General features: G+C 73.4%; 17 protein-coding genes. 12 read left to right on the top strand and 5 right to left on the bottom strand.

All coding sequences use genetic code 11. The features are described from left to right. From K7854_RS35310 to K7854_RS35335, 6 genes are all read left to right on the top strand, one after another. On the top strand, positions 1–880 hold an 880-nt coding region (locus K7854_RS35310; RefSeq protein ID WP_226030641.1), incomplete at its 5' end, for an AAA family ATPase. Next, positions 877–1,221: a nucleotide pyrophosphohydrolase gene (locus K7854_RS35315; RefSeq protein ID WP_226030642.1), complete on the top strand. Its 345-nt coding sequence runs from the start codon at positions 877–879 to the stop codon at positions 1,219–1,221. The genes K7854_RS35310 and K7854_RS35315, both read left to right, overlap by 4 nt. Positions 1,222–1,404: 183 nt before the next feature. Next, positions 1,405–1,875 carry a DUF6099 family protein gene (locus tag K7854_RS35320; protein WP_226030643.1) on the top strand — a complete coding sequence of 157 codons (471 nt, stop codon included), beginning with the start codon at positions 1,405–1,407 and terminating at the stop codon, positions 1,873–1,875. Positions 1,876–1,945: 70 nt separating this feature from the next. Beyond that, positions 1,946–2,869 carry an LLM class F420-dependent oxidoreductase gene (locus K7854_RS35325; protein WP_226030644.1) on the top strand — a complete coding sequence of 308 codons (924 nt, stop codon included), beginning with the start codon at positions 1,946–1,948 and terminating at the stop codon, positions 2,867–2,869. A gap of 166 nt (positions 2,870–3,035) precedes the next feature. Further along, positions 3,036–4,514 (top strand): 3' terminal RNA ribose 2'-O-methyltransferase Hen1, encoded by a 1,479-nt coding sequence (locus tag K7854_RS35330; RefSeq protein WP_226030645.1) that lies wholly within the window; start codon positions 3,036–3,038, stop codon positions 4,512–4,514. Beyond that, the gene (locus tag K7854_RS35335; protein WP_226030646.1) at positions 4,511–7,060 is read left to right on the top strand and encodes a polynucleotide kinase-phosphatase; all 2,550 of its coding nucleotides are present in this window, start codon (positions 4,511–4,513) and stop codon (positions 7,058–7,060) included. The genes K7854_RS35330 and K7854_RS35335 overlap by 4 nt, the downstream gene beginning before the upstream one ends. 3 nt (positions 7,061–7,063) lie before the next feature. Here K7854_RS35335 and K7854_RS35340 read toward each other — a convergent pair whose 3' ends face one another. Then, entirely contained in the window at positions 7,064–8,386 is a 1,323-nt protein-coding gene (locus K7854_RS35340; protein ID WP_226030647.1) for a cation:proton antiporter, read from the bottom strand. Between the two features lie 290 nt (positions 8,387–8,676). On the opposite strand from K7854_RS35340, the gene K7854_RS35345 reads away from it, so the two are divergent. The 3 genes from K7854_RS35345 to K7854_RS35355 all read left to right on the top strand — a co-directional run bounded on the left by K7854_RS35345 (position 8,677) and on the right by K7854_RS35355 (position 12,543). Beyond that, positions 8,677–9,900, top strand: coding sequence for an arginine deiminase (locus tag K7854_RS35345; RefSeq protein WP_226030648.1), 1,224 nt, complete (start codon positions 8,677–8,679; stop codon positions 9,898–9,900). Positions 9,901–9,966: 66 nt separating this feature from the next. Further along, the gene (argF, locus tag K7854_RS35350) at positions 9,967–10,974 is read left to right on the top strand and encodes an ornithine carbamoyltransferase (RefSeq protein WP_226030649.1); all 1,008 of its coding nucleotides are present in this window, start codon (positions 9,967–9,969) and stop codon (positions 10,972–10,974) included. Between the two features lie 126 nt (positions 10,975–11,100). Continuing rightward, positions 11,101–12,543 (top strand): amino acid permease, encoded by a 1,443-nt coding sequence (locus K7854_RS35355; protein ID WP_226030650.1) that lies wholly within the window; start codon positions 11,101–11,103, stop codon positions 12,541–12,543. On the opposite strand, the gene K7854_RS35360 is transcribed toward K7854_RS35355, so the two are convergent. Next, a complete protein-coding gene (locus tag K7854_RS35360; protein ID WP_226030651.1) occupies positions 12,503–12,940 on the bottom strand; it encodes an ATP-binding protein in 438 nt (145 codons plus the stop codon). The genes K7854_RS35355 and K7854_RS35360 overlap by 41 nt on opposite strands. Positions 12,941–13,115: 175 nt before the next feature. On the opposite strand from K7854_RS35360, the gene K7854_RS35365 reads away from it, so the two are divergent. Both K7854_RS35365 and K7854_RS35370 read left to right on the top strand, forming a co-directional pair. Then, positions 13,116–13,943, top strand: a complete 828-nt coding sequence (locus K7854_RS35365; protein ID WP_226030652.1) for an enoyl-CoA hydratase family protein — start codon at positions 13,116–13,118, stop codon at positions 13,941–13,943. Positions 13,944–13,968: 25 nt separating this feature from the next. Continuing rightward, complete coding sequence (locus K7854_RS35370; RefSeq protein WP_372481112.1) at positions 13,969–16,329, top strand: bifunctional salicylyl-CoA 5-hydroxylase/oxidoreductase; 2,361 nt, start codon at positions 13,969–13,971, stop codon at positions 16,327–16,329. Here K7854_RS35370 and K7854_RS35375 read toward each other — a convergent pair. From K7854_RS35375 to K7854_RS35385, 3 genes are all read right to left on the bottom strand, one after another. After that, positions 16,317–17,228: a sulfotransferase family protein gene (locus K7854_RS35375; protein WP_226030654.1), complete on the bottom strand. Its 912-nt coding sequence runs from the start codon at positions 17,226–17,228 to the stop codon at positions 16,317–16,319. The two genes, K7854_RS35370 and K7854_RS35375, sit on opposite strands and share 13 nt — an antisense overlap. 83 nt (positions 17,229–17,311) lie before the next feature. Further along, positions 17,312–18,157 (bottom strand): PaaX family transcriptional regulator, encoded by an 846-nt coding sequence (locus tag K7854_RS35380; RefSeq protein ID WP_226030655.1) that lies wholly within the window; start codon positions 18,155–18,157, stop codon positions 17,312–17,314. Between the two features lie 15 nt (positions 18,158–18,172). Continuing rightward, on the bottom strand, positions 18,173–19,873 hold the full coding sequence (locus K7854_RS35385; protein ID WP_308112603.1) for an AMP-binding protein: 1,701 nt from the start codon (positions 19,871–19,873) through the stop codon (positions 18,173–18,175). A 140-nt stretch (positions 19,874–20,013) separates the two neighbouring features. Between K7854_RS35385 and K7854_RS35390 the strand changes: the two genes are divergently transcribed. Beyond that, positions 20,014–20,485, top strand: a 472-nt coding sequence (locus K7854_RS35390) for an acyl-CoA dehydrogenase family protein (RefSeq protein ID WP_226030656.1), incomplete at its 3' end; no start/stop codon positions are given.

Here is a 20,485-nt window from a genome sequence, read left to right on the forward strand (position 1 = left end):
CCTGGACGTCGCCGTGCAGGCCGAGCCCGAGCTGCGCATCGTAGGGGAGCGGCTGACGGCGGACGGCGTCGTGCTGCTCGAAACGGCGCTGCGCGACCCCGGCCGCCGTGCCGTGCAGGCGGCCTGGCACACGGCCGGGTCGGCATCCGTGACCCGCGCCCCGCTGCCGGACGACCGGCTCGGCACCCCGCTGCTGCCGCTGCGGGTGGCCGGCAAGACGGACGGTCAGCGCAGGGTGCTCGCGGCGGCCGAGCAGATGGTGGTCGCGCTGCGCTCCGTCTTCCCCTGCGACCCGCGGCCGGGCCGGATGCGGGACCCCGTGCCCACCGGCTCCGGACGCCTGCTCGGCGGCTGCGACAACCTCGCCGACGTGCTGTGGCGCACCCGCGCCGAGTGCGGCCGCCGGCACGCGCAGTTCGTCACGGCGGTACGGGCGGGATGCGCGGGCCCCGTCGCGGACGTCCTGGCCGAACCGGCCCTCGGCGGCACGGTCCGCGCGCTCCTCGACCGGGGCGACGGCCACCGCACCGGTCTGGCCCGCCTCGGCCACGGCGAGCTGCGCTACCTCGCCCTCGCGCTCGTGCTGTTCACCGGGCCCGGAGTGCTGGCGGTCGACCCGGCCGGCGAGGTGCCCGCCGCGCTGCAGACGCTCACCGTCCTCGCCGACGGCTTCGACCGCGGCCTCGACGTGCGCCAGCGCGCCGAACTGCTCCGGCTGGCGGCGCGGATGTGCGACCGGGGGCACATCCGCCTCGTCGCGGCGGTCGCCGACGCGTCGTGGGTGGCCGCGGCGGTGGGGGAGGCGGGAGCCGCCGGGGCGGCGGGCGCGGACGGGGCGGGTGAGACCGGCGGCGTCACGGTGGTACACCTGAACCCGTGACCGATCATCCCCGTGACCTCGCGGCACTGCGGCGCAGGCTGGCCGAGTTCGCCGCCGCGCGCGACTGGCAGCCGTACCACACCCCCAAGAACCTGGCCGCCGCGCTGAGCGTGGAGGCCTCCGAACTCCTCGAGATCTTCCAGTGGCTGACGCCCGAGCAGTCGGCCCGCGTCATGACCGACCCGGACACCGCGCACCGGGTGCGGGACGAGGTCGCCGACGTGCTGGCGTACCTCCTCCAGTTCTGCGAGGTGCTCGGTGTCGACCCCTTGGCCGCGCTGGAGGCGAAGATCGAGCGCAACGAGTCCCGGTTCCCCGTGGCGGGCGGACCGGAAGGCTGAACCCGGGGAGGCAACCGCTCCGTTATCACTCTCCGCAGTCAAAATCCGGCCAGAAATCACGAGAGTATCCGAAGATTTCCGCCTTCCTCTAGCTTTTCGTCCCACACGCCTTCACTCTGGGTAGTGGACAACGGAGTTCGGGCGGACGCGCCGCGAGCGCGTCGGAACAGACGGGGGCAGCGCATGGACGCTGTGCGGCTCATCGTGACGAGTGGGCGTGCCCTGGCCGCCGGTGGCGAGGTGCCGGACGTCCTGACGGAGGTGTGGCAGGTGCAGGCCCTGGCCCAGGCCATCGGCAGTCGGCTGGCGGTCCACGGACCGCCCGAACTGCGCGGCGAGGCCATCGGGTTGACCGAGCTGGCGGGCCGGGGCTGCGGAGTGCTGTCCACCCCGCGGCTGGCCCCGGGCGAGCTGCGCGCCGCCCAGCTCACCGAGCTGGGTGACGCCCGGCAGGCCCTGATGCGCCTGGGCACCCTGCTCGGCGAGACCGGCATCGCCCTGGTGGGCGTCGCCTGCGCGGCGGACGACGAGACGACGTACTGGCAGTGCATGGAGGCCATCGACGCGGCCGACGAGTCACGGGACCGGGTCCTGGAGATGCTGCGCAAACTGGCGGACCGCGACGCGCACTTACCGCAGCGGGAGGCGGGCTAGCACCCGCGTCCCGCGCGCCGCGACCGGAGCCTGTGCCGGACACCCGTGCCGAGCAGGCAGGATGGGAGACATGGATCTCCGTATCTTCACCGAGCCCCAGCAGGGGGCCACCTACGACACCTTGCTCGCCGTGGCCAAGGCCACCGAGGACCTCGGGTTCGACGCCTTCTTCCGCAGCGACCACTACCTCCGCATGGGCGCCGCGGACGGCCTCCCCGGCCCCACCGACGCCTGGATCACCCTGGCCGGCCTCGCCCGGGAGACCAAGCGCATCCGCCTCGGCACCCTCATGACCGCGGGCACCTTCCGGCTGCCCGGCGTCCTCGCCATCCAGGTGGCCCAGGTCGACCAGATGTCCGGCGGCCGCGTCGAGCTGGGCCTGGGCTCCGGCTGGTTCGAGGAGGAGCACAAGGCGTACGGCATCCCCTTCCCGAAGGAGAAGATGGGCCGCCTGGAGGAGCAGCTGGCGATCGTCACCGGCCTGTGGGCCACCGAGACCGGCAAGACCTTCGACTTCCACGGCAGGTTCTACGACCTCACCGACTCGCCCGCGCTGCCCAAGCCCGCGCAGGCCAAGGTGCCCGTCCTCATCGGCGGCCACGGCGCCACCCGCACCCCGCGGCTGGCCGGCCAGTACGCCGACGAGTTCAACATGCCCTTCGCCTCGATCGAGGACACCGAGCGCCAGTTCGGCCGGGTGCGGGCCGCCGCCGAGGCGGCGGGCCGCGACGCGGACGCCCTCACCTACTCCAACGCCCTGGTCGCCTGCGTCGGCAAGGACGACGCCGAGGTGGCCCGCCGCGCGGCCGTCATCGGCCGCCAGGTCGACGAGCTGAAGGCCAACGGCCTCGCGGGCTCCCCGGCCGAGGTCGTCGAGAAGATCGGCCGCTACGCCGAGGCCGGCGCCCAGCGGATCTACCTCCAGATCCTCGACCTCGACGACCTGGACCACCTGGAGCTGATCTCCTCCCAGGTCCAGTCGCAGCTTTCCTGAGCACGCCCGTCGATCCGCCGAATAACCGAAGGCGCCGGTCACCCGCCCTGTGCGATGGTGTGACCGTCGTCCTGCCGGAGCCCCCGGGGAACACCCCCTGGGGGCTCCCGTGCGCACGGCGTCCACACAGTCGTCCGTTGCACCGCCGACCCGGCCGGAGAGGCCCATGTTCCTGACCATCACCACCACCGGCACCCCCGAGCACCCCGCGACCGACCTCGGTTTCCTGCTGCACAAGCATCCCGACCGGGCGCAGGCGTTCGCCACCTCCTTCGGCACGGCCCACGTGTTCTACCCGGAGGCGGAGGAGGAGCGCTGCACGGCGGCGCTGCTGCTGGAGCTCGACGCGGTGGCGCTGGTCAGGCGCGGCAAGGGCAAGGGCCGCGGCGGCGCCCCCGACGCGGCGCTCGCGCAGTACGTCAACGACCGTCCGTACGCGGCCTCCTCGCTCCTCGCCGTCGCACTGAGCAAGGTCTTCTCCAGCGCGATGCACGGCGTGTGCAAGGCCCGCCCGGAGCGCGCCGCCCAGCGGCTGCCGCTGCGCGTCGAGGTGCCCGCGCTGCCCGCCCGCGGCGGCCCCGACCTGGTACGGCGCCTGTTCGAGCCGCTCGGCTGGGCGGTCGCCGTCGAACCGGTCCCGCTGGACACCGAGTTCCCCGAGTGGGGCGACTCGCGCTACGTCCGCCTCGTGCTGGAGTCCGAGACCCTCACCCTCTCGGCCGCCCTGCGCCACCTGTACGTCCTCCTCCCGGTGCTCGACGACGCCAAGCACTACTGGGTCTCCTCGGACGAGGTGCGCAAGCTGATACGGGTCGGCGGCGCCTGGCTGTACTTCCACCCCGAGGTCAAGCTGATCACCAACCGCTACCTGTCCCGACGCTGGTCCCTGACCCGCGAGGCGATGGAGCGGCTGGAGCTGATCCGGCTGGCCGAGACCGACGACAGCGAGGTCGAGGAGATCGACAACGCGGTCGAGGCGGAGACCGAGCAGGAGGAGAAGCCCACCCCGCTCGCCGTGCAGCGCCGCGAGGCCATCCTCACCGCGCTGCGCGAGAGGGCCGCCGCCCGCGTCCTGGACCTCGGCTGCGGCGAGGGGCACCTGGTGCGCGCGCTGCTCGAGGAGCCGCGGTTCACCGAGATCGTCGGCGTGGACGTGTCGGTGCGCGCGCTCGCCATCGCCTCCCGGCGGCTCAAGCTGGACCGCATGGGCGAGCGGCAGGCCGCGCGCGTCCAGCTCCTCCAGGGCTCCCTCGCCTACACCGACAAGCGCCTGAAGGGGTACGACGCCGCCGTGCTCAGCGAGGTGATCGAGCACCTCGACCTGCCGAGGCTGCCCGCGCTGGAGTACGCCGTCTTCGGCTCGGCCCGCCCGCGCACCGTCGTCGTCACCACCCCCAACGTCGAGTACAACGTGCGCTGGGAGAGCCTGCCCGCCGGGCACGTCCGCCACCGCGACCACCGCTTCGAGTGGACCCGCGAGGAGTTCCGCACCTGGGCCCGGGCGGTCGCCGAACGGCACGGCTACGCCGTGGAGTTCCGGCCCGTCGGACCCGACGACCCCGAGGTGGGCCCGCCCACCCAGCTGGCCCTGTTCACCCTCGGCACGACCGAGACCCCGACCGAGAAGGAGGCGAAGGCCGCATGAGCACCACCGACACCACCGTGCGGGCCCGCGCCCTGCCCGTCACCGACCTCTCCCTCGTCGTGCTGATCGGCGCCTCCGGCTCCGGCAAGTCCACCTTCGCCCGGCGCCACTTCAAGCCGACCGAGGTCATCTCCTCCGACTTCTGCCGGGGCCTGGTCGCCGACGACGAGAACGACCAGAGCGCCAGCCGCGACGCCTTCGACGTCCTGCACTACATCGCGGGCAAGCGGCTCGCCGCAGGACGCCGCACCGTCGTCGACGCGACCAACGTGCAGCAGGACGCCCGGCGTCAGCTGATAGACCTGGCCAGGAAGCACGACGTGCTGCCCATCGCCATCGTCCTCGACGTGCCCGAGCAGGTCTGCGCCGAGCGCAACGCCACCCGCACCGACCGCGCCGACATGCCCCGCCGGGTCATCCAGCGCCACACCCGCGAACTCCGCCGCTCCCTGCGCCACCTCGAGCGCGAGGGCTTCCGCAAGGTGCACGTGCTGCGCGGCGCCGCCGAGGCGGAGCACGCCACCGTCGTCACCGAGAAGCGGTTCAACGACCTCACCCACCTCACCGGCCCCTTCGACATCGTCGGCGACGTCCACGGCTGCGCCGCCGAGCTGGAGACCCTGCTCGCCAGGCTCGGCTACACCGACGGCGTCCACCCCGAGGGCCGCACCGCCGTGTTCGTCGGCGACCTCGTCGACCGCGGCCCGGACAGCCCCGGTGTACTGCGCCGCGTGATGTCCATGGTCAAGTCGGGCAACGCGCTGTGCGTGCCCGGCAACCACGAGAACAAGTACGGCCGCTTCCTCAAGGGCCGCAAGGTCCAGCACACCCACGGGCTCGCCGAGACGATCGAGCAGATGGACGGCGAGAGCGAGGAGTTCCGCGCCGAGGTACGGGAGTTCATCGACGGCCTGGTCAGCCACTACGTCCTCGACGGCGGCCGGCTCGTGGTCTGCCACGCCGGTCTGCCCGAGAAGTACCACGGCCGCACCTCCGGCCGGGTCCGCAGCCACGCCCTGTACGGCGACACCACCGGCGAGACCGACGAGTTCGGGCTGCCCGTGCGCTACCCGTGGGCCGAGGACTACCGGGGCCGCGCGGCGGTGGTCTACGGCCACACCCCCGTCCCGGAGGCCACCTGGCTGAACAACACCCTCTGCCTGGACACCGGCGCCGTCTTCGGCGGCAAGCTCACCGCACTTCGCTGGCCGGAGCGCGAGATCGTCGACGTACCCGCCGAGCGGGTCTGGTACGAGCCGGCCAAGCCGCTGCGGACCGAGGCGCCCGGCGGGCACGACGGCCGCCCGCTGGACCTGGCCGACGTCCAGGGCCGCCGGACGGTGGAGACCCGGCACGCCGGGCGGATCACCGTGCGCGAGGAGAACGGCGCGGCCGCCCTGGAGGTCATGAGCCGCTTCGCCACCGACCCCCGGCTGCTGCCGTACCTCCCGCCGACCATGGCCCCGACGGCCACCTCCGCGGTGGACGGCTACCTGGAGCACCCCGAGGAGGCCTTCGCGCAGTACGCGGCGGACGGCGTGGCCCGGGTGGTGTGCGAGGAGAAGCACATGGGCTCCCGGGCGGTGGCCCTGGTCTGCCGCGACGCGGAGGCGGCCCGTGCCCGCTTCGGCGTCGACGGCCCCACCGGGTCCCTCTACACCCGTACCGGCCGTCCCTTCCTCGACGACGCGTCCGTCACCGAGGAGATCCTGGACCGGCTGCGCACCGCGATCGGCGAGGCCGGCCTGTGGGACGAACTGGCCACCGACTGGCTGCTCCTCGATGCCGAGCTGATGCCCTGGTCGCTGAAGGCCTCCGGGCTGCTGCGCACCCAGTACGCCGCCGTGGGCGCCGCCTCCGGCGCGGTGTTCCCGGGCGCGCTGGCCGCACTGGAGGCCGCCGCGGCGCGCGGCGTGGAGGTCGGGGACCTGCTCGACCGCCAGCGCGGCCGGTCCGCCGACGCGGCCGCCTTCACCGACGCCTACCGCCGCTACTGCTGGCCCACCGACGGCCTGGACGGCGTCCGCCTGGCCCCGTTCCAGATCCTCGCCGTCCAGGGCCGCAGCCTGGCCGCGCTGCCGCACGACGACCAGCTCGCCCTCATCGACCGGCTCGTCGAGCACGACGGCAGCGGCCTGCTCCAGACCACCCGCCGCCTCTACGTCGACACCGGCGACCCCGAGTCGGTGGCGGCCGGCGTCGACTGGTGGCTGGAGATGACCGGCCGCGGCGGCGAGGGCATGGTCGTCAAGCCCGTCGGCGCGCTGGTACGGGACGACAAGGGCCGCCTGGTCCAGCCCGGCATCAAGTGCCGCGGCCGCGAGTACCTGCGGATCATCTACGGCCCCGAGTACACCCGCCCCGACCACCTCGCCCGGCTCCGGCAGCGGTTCCTGAACCACAAGCGGTCCCTGGCGATCCGCGAGTACGCCCTCGGCCTGGAGGCCCTGGACCGCCTCGCGGACGGCGAGCCGCTGTGGCGGGTGCACGAGGCGGTCTTCGGGGTGCTGGCCCTGGAGTCGGAGCCGGTGGACCCGCGGCTGTGACCCTCACTCGCCGCGTCCCGGTCCCTCGGCACCGCCCTCGGCCGTCGCGTACGGCTGCACGGCGGCGCCGGGGACCGGTGCCACGGGGCGGTCGCGTGCCGCCAGGTGACGGGTCAGCACGAGGAGCGGCTGGGTCAGCAGGGTGGTGGCGAGCGCCATGAACACCAGGACCGTGTAGAGCGGCGCGCTCACCAGACCCGCCTCCAGGCCGGCGTTGAGGGCGATCAGCTCGGTCAGGCCCCGGGCGCTGAGCAGCACTCCGACGGTGCGGGCGTCGTGCCGGCCGAGCCCGCCGAGCCGGGCCGCCACCAGCCCGCTGCCGACCTTCGTGGTGACCGCCAGCACCGTCACCACCAGCAGCACCGTCCATCCGGTGCCGGTCATGCTGTTCAGGGCCACGGACTGCCCCGAGAGCACGAAGAAGAACGGCAGCAGCAGGGAACTGATCTCGTGCAGCGGTCGCAGCAGGTCCGGGTCGAGCGTGCCGCCCTCCTCCCGGGGTGTCACGAGCCCCGCCAGCAGCGCCCCGAAGATCACGTGCAGCCCGAGCCAGTGCGTCACCCAGGCCGACCCGAGGGCGAAGCCGATGAGCAGCGCCAGCCGCAGCGAGGGCTCCAGGCGGGTCCGCCACAGCAGCCTGCGCAGCACCGGCCGGGCCGCCAGCGCCATCACGGTGACGAAGCCGACGGCCAGCGCCGCCCGCCACTGCCAGGCCGGCGCCGCCTCGCCCGCGTCGCTGTCGAGCATCGCACCCGCCAGCACCGTCCAGCACACCGCGTCCAGGACCCCGGCCGCCGATACCGCCACCACCCCGGGCACGGTGCGGGTGAGGCCGTTCTCCCGCACGATCGCGGTCAGCACCGGCACCGCCGTTATCGACAGGGCGATCCCCGCGAACACCACCGCGGCGGTGGACAGGTCCCGCCCGCCGCCGAGGTCGCGCAACGTGTCTCGGAACAAAAGCGCGGCGCCGCACCCCACCGTCATCGGCACCACGAACGAGGCCAGCGCCACGGTCACCGAGACGCGCGCCCGGTCGCCGAGGATCTTCAGGTCCAGCTCGTACCCCACCGCGAACAGGAACACCACCAGGGAGAACTGGGAGAACCCGGTCAGCGCCGGGCCGATGGCCGCCGGGAAGAGGGCGTCGTACGCCCGCGGGGCGAGGCTGCCGAGGAGAGAGGGGCCGAGGGCGATGCCCGCCGCCAGCTGGCCCACGATGTAGGGCTGCCCGAGCCGCCGGGCCAGCCCGCCGCCCGCATGCGCGGCGACCAGGATCAGAGCCGATGCGCCCACCAGGTGGGCGATCAACGCGTCAGGACTCAAGGTGTCTCCGCACGCTCCGGTGCCCGACGCCGGCCCCGTCGGGACCCGGCCGGCACTGCCGACCTCCACAGGATGGGCGCGGCCCGGCGTCGCATCGCAGGTCGTACACCGGCCCCCGCCCGGAGCACGGGAAGCACGGAGGGCGGCCGTCCGCATCCGGTGCACCGGCGCTCGCACCGCGGGCCCCGCTGCGCCCGAGGGGCGCGGCCCGGTCGGCGCGTAGCGGCCCGGAGCGCACGGGCACGCGCAAGCAGGGGGTGAACAGGCGCCCGAGTGGTCAGGATGGAGGCATGGGATTCCACGTCGACTCCGAAGCCGGGCGGCTCACCCGCGTCATCCTGCACCGGCCGGATCTGGAGCTCAAAAGGCTCACCCCCAGCAACAAGGACGCCCTTCTCTTCGACGACGTGCTGTGGGTGCGCCGGGCGCGCGCCGAGCACGACGGGTTCGCCGACGTGCTCCGCGACCGCGGGGTGGCGGTGCACCTCTTCGGCGACCTGCTCACCGAGACCCTGGACGTCCCGGCCGCCCGCCGGCTCGTCCTGGACCGGGTCTTCGACGAGAAGGAGTACGGAGTGCTGGCCACGGACCACCTCCGGGCCGCCTTCGAGACCCTGCCCGCCCACGAGCTGGCCGAGTGGCTGGTCGGCGGCATGACCAAGCGGGAGTTCCTGGACGCTCACCCCGAGCCGACCTCGGTGCGCTTCCACGCCATGGAGCTGGACGACTTCCTGCTCGGCCCGCTGCCCAACCACCTCTTCACCCGGGACACCTCGGCCTGGATCTACGACGGCGTCTCCATCAACGCCATGCGCTGGCCGGCCCGGCAGCGCGAGACGGTCCACTTCGAGGCGATCTACCGGCACCACCCGCTCTTCCGCGACGAGACGTTCCACCTCTGGTCCGAGGGGCAGGCCGACTACCCCTCCACCATCGAGGGCGGCGACGTCCTGGTCATCGGCAACGGCGCCGTGCTCATCGGCATGAGCGAACGCACCACGCCCCAGGCCGTCGAGATGCTCGCCCACAAGCTGTTCGCCGCCGGGTCGGCGCGGACCATCGTGGCCCTGGACATGCCGAAGCGGCGCGCCTTCATGCACCTGGACACGGTGATGACGATGGTCGACGGCGACACCTTCACCCAGTACGCCGGACTCGGCATGCTCCGCTCCTACACGATCGAGCCGGGCGCCGGGGAGAAGGACCTGAAGGTCACCGACCACCCGCCGGAGCACATGCACCGCGCGATGGCCGCCGCCCTCGGCCTCGGCGAGATCCGGGTGCTCACCGCCACCCAGGACGTGCACGCGGCCGAGCGCGAGCAGTGGGACGACGGCTGCAACGTGCTGGCCGTGGAACCGGGCGTCGTCGTCGCCTACGAACGCAACGCCACCACCAACACCCACCTGCGCAAGCAGGGCATCGAGGTGATCGAGATCCCGGGCAGCGAACTGGGCCGGGGCCGGGGCGGGCCGCGGTGCATGAGCTGCCCGGTCGAACGCACTGCCGTATAAGAATTCGGGATCTCGTATATAGTTCCAGTAGTCCCCGTTCCCGTCCCGTACCTCTGGAGCGCCCTCATGGCGACAGTCCCGACCGCCCTCGCCGGCCGCCACTTCCTCAAGGAGCTGGATTTCACCGAGGAGGAGTTCCGCGGCCTGCTCGACCTGGCCGCCGAGCTGAAGGCCGCCAAGCGGGCCGGGACCGAGACGCGGTACCTCACCGGCAAGAACATCGCGCTGATCTTCGAGAAGACCTCGACGCGCACCCGCTGCGCGTTCGAGGTCGCCGCCGCCGACCAGGGCGCCGCCACCACGTACCTCGACCCCGCCGGGTCGCAGATCGGGCACAAGGAGTCCGTGAAGGACACCGCGCGGGTGCTGGGCCGGATGTTCGACGGCATCGAGTACCGCGGCGACAGCCAGGCCAAGGTCGAGGAGCTGGCGGCCTTCGCCGGCGTCCCCGTCTACAACGGCCTGACCGACGACTGGCACCCCACCCAGATGCTCGCCGACGTGCTCACCATGACCGAGCACAGCGACCGACCCCTGCGGGAGATCACCTTCGCCTACCTCGGCGACGCCCGCTTCAACATGGGCAACTCCTACCTGGTCACCGGCGCCCTGCTCGGCATGGACGTGCGCATCGTCGCCCCGAAGTCCTACTGGCCCGCCCAGGAGGTCGTCGACCGGGCGAAGGCGCTCGCCGCGTCGAGCGGGGCGCGCATCACCCTCACCGAGACCGTGGACGAGGGCGTGCGCGGCGCCGACTTCGTCGTCACCGACGTCTGGGTCTCCATGGGTGAGCCCAAGGAGGTCTGGGCCGAGCGGATCAAGGCGCTGGCACCCTACGCCGTGACCATGGACGTCCTGCGCGCCACCGGTAACCCGGACGTCAGGTTCCTGCACTGCCTGCCCGCCTTCCACGACCTGGGCACCAAGGTCGGCCAGGAGATCTTCGAGGCCCACGGGCTCGACTCCCTGGAGGTCACCGACGAGGTCTTCGAGTCCGAGCACTCGGTCGTCTTCGACGAGGCGGAGAACCGGCTGCACACCATCAAGGCCGTCCTCGTCGCCACCCTCGCCTGACACGACCCCGCCGCCTCCCCCCACCAGGCCCTATGCTGACCGGCGGCTCCGGAGCCACCCCTTCCGGCGCCGCCGGCCGCGACCACCGTCGCGCCCCCGCACCACCAGAAACGAGCACCACCCGCAATGCCCGCTTCCCGCGTCAAGTCCCCCCACCTGCTGGTCGCCGAATCCGGCGCCGACCGCGAAGGCCACGGCCTCAAGCGCACCATGGGGCTGTTCCAGCTCGTCTGCTTCGGCGTCGGCGCGATCGTCGGCACCGGCATCTTCGTCGGCCTGTCCGACTCGGTCGCCGAGGCCGGTCCCGCCGTCGTCGTCTCCTTCGTCCTGGCCGCCGTCACCTGCGTCTTCACCGCGTTCGCCTTCGCCGAGCTGGGCGGCGCGATCCCGGTCTCCGGCTCCTCGTACTCCTTCGCCTACGCCGGGCTCGGCGAGCGGACCGCCTTCCTCGTCGGCTGGTGCCTGCTCCTGGAGTACGGCGTGTCCGTCTCGGCGGTCGCGGTCGGCTGGAGCCAGTACGTCAACGAACTGCTCGACAGCGTCCTGGGCGTCCAGCTCCCGCACGCCCTGTCCGCGGGCCCCGGCGAGGGCGGCGCGGTCAACCTGCCCGCGGTGATCGTCATCGCGCTGGCCTGCGTGCTCCTGGTGCGCGGGGTACGGGAGAGCGCCCGCGCGACGGCCGCCATGGCCGTCCTCAAGCTGGCCGTCCTGGTCGCCTTCTGCGCCATCGGCTTCACCGCCTTCCGGGACGGCAACCTCACCCCGTTCTCCCCGGCCGGTCTCGGCGGCATCGGCGCCGGCACCACCGCCGCCTTCTTCTCGTACATCGGCTTCGACGCCATCACCACGGCCGGCGAGGAGGCCAAGAACCCGCGCCGGGACATCCCCGTCGCCATCCTGGTCTGCATCGGCCTGGTCACCCTGCTGTACTGCGCGGTCGCCGTCGCCGCGATCGGCGCCGTGGGCGGCGACCAGGTCGGGAACCGGCCCGCCGCGCTCTCCTACGTCGTCGACGAGGTCACCGGCTCCGCGATCGGCGGCGGCGTGGTCGCCTTCGGCGCGGTCGTCGCCATCGCCTCGGTGGTGCTCGCCGTGATGTACGGCCAGACCCGGATCCTGATGTCGATGTCCCGGGACGGACTGATCCCCCGGGTCTTCGAGAAGGTCTCCCCGCGCACCGCGACCCCGGTCGCCGGCACCCTGATCGTCGGCGTGGTCTTCGCCCTCCCGGCGGCCTTCGCCCCGCTCGACGCGGTGGTCAACCTGTGCACCATCGGCACCCTCGCCACGATGGCCGCCGTCAACGTCTCGGTGATCACCCTGCGGCGCCGCGAACCGGGCCTCGCCCGCACCTTCCGCGTCCCGCTCTACCCGGCGACCCCGCTGCTCGGCGTCGGCTTCTGCCTGTACCTGATGTACGAGACCGGCGGGGCCACCTGGCTCCAGTTCGCGGTGTTCCTCGCGGTGGGCCTGCTGGTGTACACGGCCTACGGGCGCCGCCACTCCCGCCTGGCGGCCGCCACCGCGGTCAGTGCGGCCGACGCTGAGCGGGTACCGCAGGAAGCCTGAACCAGACCGCCTTGCCGGAGCCGGCGGGCCGGTGACCGCAGGACGAGCTGAGGGCGCGGATCAGGAGCAGCCCGCGCCCGTCCTCGCGCCACGGGTCGGGCGGCTCCACGTCCGGCCGGGTCAGGTCGGCCGGCGGCGACGGGTCCGGGTCGTGCACCTCCACCTGGCAGCCGGTCGGCATCAGCTCCACCACCAGCTCGATCGGCGTCCGCCCGGAGGTGTGCTCGACGGCGTTGGCCACCAGCTCCGCCGTGAGCAGCTCCGCGGTGTCCCCGTCGGCGGTGTGCTCCAGCTCGGCCAGGGCGTTGCGCACCAGGGCGCGCGCCACCGGCACGGCCGCGGCGGAGTGCGGCAGTGCGATGCGCCAGGAGGCGGGTGCGGGGAAGTGATCGTGCACGGCGGGTCCGTTTCGTGGAGCAGGGGAGTCCTGTCCTGCTTTCAACCTTATGAATGGTACGGCGCCGCCCGGCAGAGCCGTTCGACGGGCGCCCCCGGGACCTTCGGCCCGCGCCGTCGACGCCTTATCGCGCACCCGTGACGACAGTCACAGAAGGGTGATAACTTCGAGTGTCATGAGTCCCTTCACCGGCTCCGCCGCCCCCACCCCCGACTGGCGGCACCTGCGCGTCGAGATCACCGACGGCGTCGCCACCGTCACCCTCGCCCGGCCCGACAAGCTCAACGCCCTGACCTTCGAGGCCTACGCCGACCTGCGCGACCTGCTCGCCGAGCTGTCCCGCGGGCGGTCGGTGCGGGCGCTGGTGCTGGCCGGCGAGGGCCGCGGCTTCTGCTCCGGCGGCGACGTGGACGAGATCATCGGCGCCACCCTGTCCATGAACACCGCCGAGCTGCTCGACTTCAACCGGATGACGGGCCAGGTGGTGCGGGCGGTGCGGGAGTGCCCGTTCCCGGTGATCGCCGCGCTGCACGGGGTCGCCGCCGGGGCGGGCGCGGTCCTCGCCCTGGCCGCCGACTTCCGCGTCGCCGACCCGTCCGCCCGCTTCGCCTTCCTCTTCACCCGCGTCGGCCTCTCCGGCGGCGACATGGGCGCCGCCTACCTGCTGCCCCGCGTCGTCGGCCTCGGCCACGCCACCCGCCTGCTGATGCTGGGCGACACGGTCCGCGCCCCCGAGGCCGAGGGCATCGGCCTGATCAGCGAACTGACCGAGGAGGGCCGAGCCGACCAGGCCGCCCACACCCTGGCCCGCCGCCTGGCCGACGGCCCGGCCCTGGCCCACGCCCAGACCAAGGCCCTCCTCACGGCCGAGCTGGACATGCCGCTGGCGGCAGCGATCGAACTGGACGCGTCGACCCAGGCCCACCTGATGACGGGCGAGGACTACGCCGAGTTCCACGCCGCCTTCACGGAAAAGCGCCCCCCGAAGTGGCAAGGGAGGTAGGGAGATGTTCTCAACGCGGGGGAGCATGCCAACCTCAGGGGCGCGGGGAACTGCGCGAGCAACCACGACGTACCCGCACCCGCCTGCGGCGAGAAGCCACCCTCTGCACACGGCGATCGTGGGCGGAGGCCCGGGCGGCCTCTACACCGCCGCCCTCCTCAAACGCCTCGCCCCCGCCCGCGAGATCACCGTCTACGAACGAGGCGCCCCCGACGACACCTTCGGCTTCGGCGTCGTCCTCTCCGACGAAACCCTCGGCGGCATCGAACACGCCGACCCGACCGTCTACGAGGCCCTCAAGGCGCACTTCGTCCGCTGGGACGACATCGACATCGTCCACCGAAACACCCGCCACACCTCCGGAGGACACCGCTTCGCCGCCCTGGGCCGGCGCCGCCTCCTGGAAATCCTGCACGACCGCTGCCGCGACCTCGGCGTGGACCTGCGCCCGCGCACCGAGGCCCCGCCCCCGGACCGGCTCGCCCGCACCCACGACCTCGTCGTCGCCGCCGACGGCGTGCACAGCGCCACCCGCGAGGCGTACCGCGACGTCTTCCGGCCGCATCTCACCCCCCACCGCTGCCGCTACATCTGGCTCGCCGCCGACTTCGCCTTCGACGCCTTCCGGTTCGAGATCGCCGAGACCGAGCACGGCGTGATGCAACTGCACGGCTACCCCTATGCGCCGGACGCCTCCACCGTCATCGTCGAGATGCGCGAGGAGGTCTGGCGGGCGGCCGGCTTCGACGAGCTGGACGAGGCCGAGTCCACCGCCCGCTGCGCCAAGATCTTCGCCGACGCCCTCGGCGGCCGCCCGCTGCGCTCCAACAAGTCCGCGTGGACCACCTTCCGCACGGTCGTCAACGAACGCTGGTCGCACGGCAACATCGTCCTGCTCGGCGACGCCGCGCACACCGCCCACTTCTCGATCGGCTCCGGCACCAAGCTCGCCGTGGAGGACGCCCTCGCCCTCGCCGCCTGCCTGGAGGAGCGGCCCACCCTCCAGGAGGCGCTCAGCGCCTACGAGGCGGAGCGGCGCCCCGTCGTCGCCTCCACCCAGCGGGCCGCCAAGGCCAGCCTGGAGTGGTTCGAGGACCTGGACCGGTACCTCGGCCAGCCGCCGCGCCAGTTCGCCTTCAACCTGCTCACCCGCAGCCGCCGGGTCACCCACGAGAACCTGCGGCTGCGCGACGCGGGCTTCACGGACTCCGTCGAGCGCGAGTTCGGCTGCCCGCCCGGCACGCCCCCCATGTTCACCCCGTTCCGGCTGCGCGGGCTGACCCTGCGCAACCGCGTCGTCGTCTCCCCGATGGACATGTACTCGGCCACCGACGGCGTCCCCGGCGACTTCCACCTGGTCCACCTGGGGGCCAGGGCGCTGGGCGGCGCCGCGCTGGTGATGACCGAGATGGTGTGCGTCAGCGCGGAGGGCCGCATCACCCCCGGCTGCGCCGGCCTCTACACCGGCCGGCAGGGCGAGGCGTGGCGGCGGATCACGGACTTCGTGCACGACAGCGCGCCGGGCACCGCGATCGGCGTGCAGCTCGGCCACAGCGGCCGCAAGGGCTCGACCAAGCTGATGTGGGAGGGCATGGACGAGCCGCTGCCCGAGGGCAACTGGCCCCTCGTGGCGCCCTCCCCGCTGCCGTACCGGCCCGGCAGCCAGATCCCGCGCGAGCTGTCCCGGGCGCAACTGGCCGACGTACGGGAGCAGTTCAGGTCTGCCGCCGAACGGGCCGCGCATGCCGGTTTCGACCTGCTCGAACTGCACTGCGCCCACGGCTACCTGCTCTCCGGCTTCCTCTCCCCGCTCACCAACCGCCGCACCGACGCCTACGGCGGTTCACTGGAGAACCGGCTGCGCTTCCCGCTGGAGGTCTTCGACGCCGTACGCGAGGTGTGGCCCGCCGAGCGGCCCATGACCGTACGGATCTCCGCCACCGACTGGGCCGAGGGCGGCACGAGCGCCGAGGATGCGGTGGAGACCGCCCGGGCCTTCGCCGCGCACGGGGCCGACGCCATCGACGTGTCCACCGGCCAGGTCGTCGCCGGTGAGCGCCCCGAGTTCGGGCGGTCCTACCAGACGCCGTACGCGGACCGCATCCGCAACGAGGCGGGCGTCCCGGTGATCGCGGTCGGCGCGATCTCCTCCTGGGACGACGTCAACTCGCTGGTCCTGGCCGGACGCACCGACCTGTGCGCGCTGGCCCGCCCGCACCTCTACGACCCGCACTGGACGCTGCACGCCGCCGCCGAGCAGGGCTACGACGGACCGGGCGCCGTCTGGCCGGCGCCGTACCGGGCGGGCAGCCGCCCACCGCGCACCGGGCGCACCGACGCCCCCAAGCCGCGGCTCACGCTGCACGGCCCGCGTCAGGACGTGTAGCCCCAGGCCGCGCAGATCGGGCGCAGCCGCTCGGGGATCTCGTCCTGACCGGGCAGCTCGCGCCCCGGCTGCACGGTGCCGGTGCGGATGTTCTCGCGCCAGTCGCCCAGGCCCCTGACCAGCTCGGCGCTGCTCTTCTTGCCGTAGTTCAGCATCGCCGGCGCGTAGTCGACGTCGAGGTACGCGCACAGCCGGCGCATCTCGCGCTCGGGGTCGTCGGTGATGTCCTCGTAGCGCACGGTGAAACCGTCGGCGTCCGCCGTGCGGGCCTCCTCGACGGCCGTCAGGTAGCGCAGCACGTCCGTGACGGCCGTCTCGTGCGGCCGCTTGACGGGGTCGGTCTCGTGCCAGGAGCGGGCTATCGACTCGGGGTGGCGCAGCAGGAAGACGAAGCGCGCGTCGGGCCAGCAGTCCTTCAGGCGCTGGTACATGTACACGTTGGCCGGGGTCTTCTCCACCACGAAGTCCTTGCCGGATCTGGTGAGTTCGCGGTGCAGGACGCGGTCCCACAGCAGGTGCTCCAGATCGCCGCGCCCGAGGCCTAGGGCACCCATCGCCCGCTCCGAGAACCAGTTGGTGCAGCTCACCTCCAGCTTGCCGATGTGCAGCTCGTGCGGGGCGTGCAGGCGCGGGTGGGCGCCCAGCATCATGCGCAGCAGGGTGGAGCCGGACCGGATGGACGAGATGATGAAGACGGGTCGCCGCAGCAGCCGCTCGGTCGGCAGTTCCTCGGCCGGCGGACATCGGTACGCGGCCTCCTTCCGCGCCGGGGGCCGCGCGGCGGCGGACTTCTTCGCCTGCTTCCCCTGCGGACCCCCCTTGGCCGTCTGGGGCGCTCTGCGTACCTGGAGGCCGGTGGTCGCGGTGAGGGCCCGGTTCAAGTTGCGTGCGAGACTCATGCGTCCGCACGGTAGGTGAGAAACCTGAGAAGAGGGTCTGAGGAGACTGAGGGTTCCCTGATCCCGTCAGAATGTGATGTGACTCACTTCTCGGCGGGCGGAGTCGGTCCCAGCGCCGCGTAGTGCGCGCCCGCGTCGCGCAACCGCTCGTGCAGCGCCCGGAAGACGGCCGCCGACCGCGTGCCGGGCCAGCCCTCGGGCAGCAGCCGGGCGGGCAGCCCGGGGTCCGCGTAGGGCAGGTGGCGCCAGGAGTCCAGGGCGAGGAGGTAGTCGCGGTAGGCCTCCTCGGGCGGCGTGTCCGTGCGGCGCTCCCAGTCGTGCAGGACGCGCGCGTGGCGGTCGAGGAAGGCCTCGTGCTCCTTGGCGATCGCGGCCAGGTCCCACCAGCGGGCCACCGCCTCGGCGGTCGGGGTGAAACCCAGGTGCTCGCCGCGGAAGAAGTCCACGTAGGCGTCCAGGCCCAGGCGACCCAGGGCGTGCCGGGTCTCCGCGTACAGGCGGGCCGGGGCGATCCACACGCCGGGGGCGGCGGTGCCGAAGCCGAGGGCGGCCAGGCGCGAGCGCAGGACGTGCCGCTTCTGCCGCTCCGACTCGGGCACCGAGAACACGGCGAGCACCCAGCCCTCGTCCCCGTGCGGAGCGGTGGCGTAGATGCGCCGGTCTCCGTCGTCCAGCAACTGCCGTGCCTCGGAGGACAGTTCGTAACCGGCCGCGCCCTCGGCCGTCCGGGCCGGCAGCAGCAGCCCGCGGCGCTTCAGCCGGGACACCGACGAGCGCACGGAGGGCGCGTCCACCCCGACCGCCGACAGCAGCCGGATCAGCTCGGCGACGGGCACCGGGCCCGGCGCGAAACGGCCGTACGCACCGTAGAGCGTGACGATGAGGGACCGCGGGGCGTGCTGTACGTGCTGGTCGGACACGTTGATCATCTTATGTCGTCGGCGTCAGGCCCGGCCGCCCAGGGGATCCGGCCGGGCGGCGGGACCGGGACCGGGACCGGGGGCGGGGGCGGGGGAGGGGGCCGGACCGGGCGGGTCGAGCAGGCGGTAGCGCTGGAGCTTGCCGGTGGCCGTGCGCGGCAGCGCGTCCAGGAAGACGATCTCCCGCGGGCACTTGTACGGCGCCAGCTCCGCGCGCAGGAACTCGCGCAGCGCGTCCGCGTCCCGCACGGCCCCCTCCCTCAGCACCGCGTGCGCCACCACGACCTGCCCCCGGCGCTGGTCCGCACGGCCCACCACCGCCGCCTCCAGCACGTCCGGATGGCGCAGCAGCGCGTCCTCCACCTCGGGACCGGCGATGTTGTACCCGGCGGAGATGATCATGTCGTCGGCGCGGGCCACGTACCGGAAGTACCCGTCGGGCTCGCGGACGTAGGTGTCCCCGGTGACGTTCCAGCCGTCGCGCACGTACTCCCGCTGCCGCGGATCGGCCAGGTACCGGCAGCCCACCGGCCCGCGCACCGCCAGCAGCCCGGGCTCCCCGTCGGGGACCGGCGCGCCGTTCCCGTCCTGCACGCGCGCCTGCCATCCCGGCACCGGAACGCCCGTCGTGCCGGGCCTGATGTCGTCGTCCGCCGCGGACACGAAGATGTGCAGCAACTCGGTGGCGCCGATGCCGTTGATGATCCGCAGCCCGGTGCGCTCGTGCCAGGCCCGCCAAGTGGCCGCGGGCAGGTTCTCGCCGGCCGAGACGCAGCGCCTGAGGCTCGTCACGTCGTACCCGTCCAGCTCGTCGAGCATCGCGCGGTACGCCGTCGGCGCGGTGAACAGCACCGACACCCGGTGCTCGGCGACGGCCGGCAACAGCTGCCTGGGGCCCGCCTGTTCCAGCAGCAGGGCGCTGGCCCCGGCCCGCATCGGGAAGACCACGAGACCACCGAGCCCGAAGGTGAAGCCGAGCGGCGGGCTGCCCGCGAAGAGGTCGTCCGGGCGCGGTTCGAGGACGTGCGCGGAGAAGGTGTCGGCGATCGCCAGCACGTCCCGGTGGAAGTGCATGCACCCCTTGGGCCGCCCGGTGGTGCCCGAGGTGAACGCGATCAGCGCCACGTCGTCGGCGGCGGTCCCGACGGCCTGGTACGGCGTGCCGGGCACCCCGTCGGACGTCGTACGGCGTTGCAGGTCGTCCGGCGCGTCCCCGCCGTACGTGGTGATCGCGAGGCCGGTGATCTCCGCCTTGGCGAGGTCGTCCACGGCCCGGACGTCGCACAGCGCGTGCCGCACCCGGGCGATCTCGCAGATCGCGCGCAGTTCGTGCGGGCGCTGCTGGGCCAGCACGGTGACCGCCACGGCGCCCGCCTTCAGCACCGCCAGCCAGCACGCGGCCAGCCACGGGGTGGTGGGGCCGCGCAGCAGCACCCGGTTGCCCGGCACGACCCCGAGGTCGCCGGTGAGCACGTGGGCGATCCGGTCGACGCGCTCCCGCAGATCGCCGTACGTCCAGGTGTCGCCGGACGCGGTGCGGAAGGCGGGGCGGTCGTCGGGCGGGCCGGTCAGCAGCTCGGCGGCGCAGTTCAGCCGCGCCGGGTAGCGCAGCTCCGGCAGCTCGAAGACCAGCTCGGGCCACTGCTCGGGGGGCGGCAGGTGGTCGCGCGCGAAGGTGTCGACGTGGGCGGAGCGGTGCGGGTCCGCGGGGCGCGGATCGGCCATGGCGGTTCGCCCCCTTTGTCGTGGTGGGCTCGCGCAACGAGCGTATCGTGTTGGTGACGACAGTCAACGGGGCGCGATAACCTCGGCCCTGGCCCAGCGGCCCGTCCGACGGACGGGGGAGCGGCGGAAGGGGACCGGCGATGACCGCATTCTCGCTCGAACCGGCACAACTCACCTGGTGCGAGGAGTTGCGCGCCCTCGCCGCCGAACGGCTGCGCCCGCTCGCGGAGAAGGGGGAGCCGGGCCGGGTCAACCGCGCCCTGGTCGCCGAGCTGGGCTCCCTCGGCCTGCTGACCCGCCTGTTCACCTCGGGCGCGCTCGACCTGTGCCTGATGCGCGAGTCCCTCGCCCGCGCCTGCACGGAGGCCGAGACCGCGCTCGCCCTCCAGGGGCTCGGCGCCCATCCCGTGCACGCCCACGGCACCGAGGCGCAGCGCGCCCGCTGGCTCCCCCGCGTCAGCGACGGCACCGCGGTGGCCGCCTTCGCCCTCAGCGAGCCGGACGCGGGCTCGGACGCGGCGGCGCTGTCCCTGCGGGCGGCACCGGACGCCTCGGCGGCACCGGACGACGGGCGGGCCGACCGCGCCGCAGAGACGGGGGCCGACGACGGCA

The organism is Streptomyces hyderabadensis (assembly GCF_020404845.1).
GTDB classification, from domain to species: Bacteria; Actinomycetota; Actinomycetes; order Streptomycetales; family Streptomycetaceae; genus Streptomyces; species Streptomyces hyderabadensis.

Excerpts from the sequence above, each read along its gene's own strand:
- K7854_RS35325 (WP_226030644.1), top strand. The coding sequence starts at position 1,946 with ATGGATCTCCGTATCTTCACCGAGCCCCAGCAGGGGGCCACCTACGAC.
- K7854_RS35385 (WP_308112603.1), bottom strand. The coding sequence starts at position 19,873 with ATGGCCGATCCGCGCCCCGCGGACCCGCACCGCTCCGCCCACGTCGAC.
- K7854_RS35370 (WP_372481112.1), top strand. The coding sequence starts at position 13,969 with ATGCCAACCTCAGGGGCGCGGGGAACTGCGCGAGCAACCACGACGTAC.
- K7854_RS35345 (WP_226030648.1), top strand. The coding sequence starts at position 8,677 with ATGGGATTCCACGTCGACTCCGAAGCCGGGCGGCTCACCCGCGTCATC.
- K7854_RS35335 (WP_226030646.1), top strand. The coding sequence starts at position 4,511 with ATGAGCACCACCGACACCACCGTGCGGGCCCGCGCCCTGCCCGTCACC.
- K7854_RS35380 (WP_226030655.1), bottom strand. The coding sequence starts at position 18,157 with ATGATCAACGTGTCCGACCAGCACGTACAGCACGCCCCGCGGTCCCTC.
- K7854_RS35375 (WP_226030654.1), bottom strand. The coding sequence starts at position 17,228 with ATGAGTCTCGCACGCAACTTGAACCGGGCCCTCACCGCGACCACCGGC.
- K7854_RS35320 (WP_226030643.1), top strand. The coding sequence starts at position 1,405 with ATGGACGCTGTGCGGCTCATCGTGACGAGTGGGCGTGCCCTGGCCGCC.
- K7854_RS35365 (WP_226030652.1), top strand. The coding sequence starts at position 13,116 with ATGAGTCCCTTCACCGGCTCCGCCGCCCCCACCCCCGACTGGCGGCAC.
- K7854_RS35330 (WP_226030645.1), top strand. The coding sequence starts at position 3,036 with ATGTTCCTGACCATCACCACCACCGGCACCCCCGAGCACCCCGCGACC.
- argF (WP_226030649.1), top strand. The coding sequence starts at position 9,967 with ATGGCGACAGTCCCGACCGCCCTCGCCGGCCGCCACTTCCTCAAGGAG.
- K7854_RS35355 (WP_226030650.1), top strand. The coding sequence starts at position 11,101 with ATGCCCGCTTCCCGCGTCAAGTCCCCCCACCTGCTGGTCGCCGAATCC.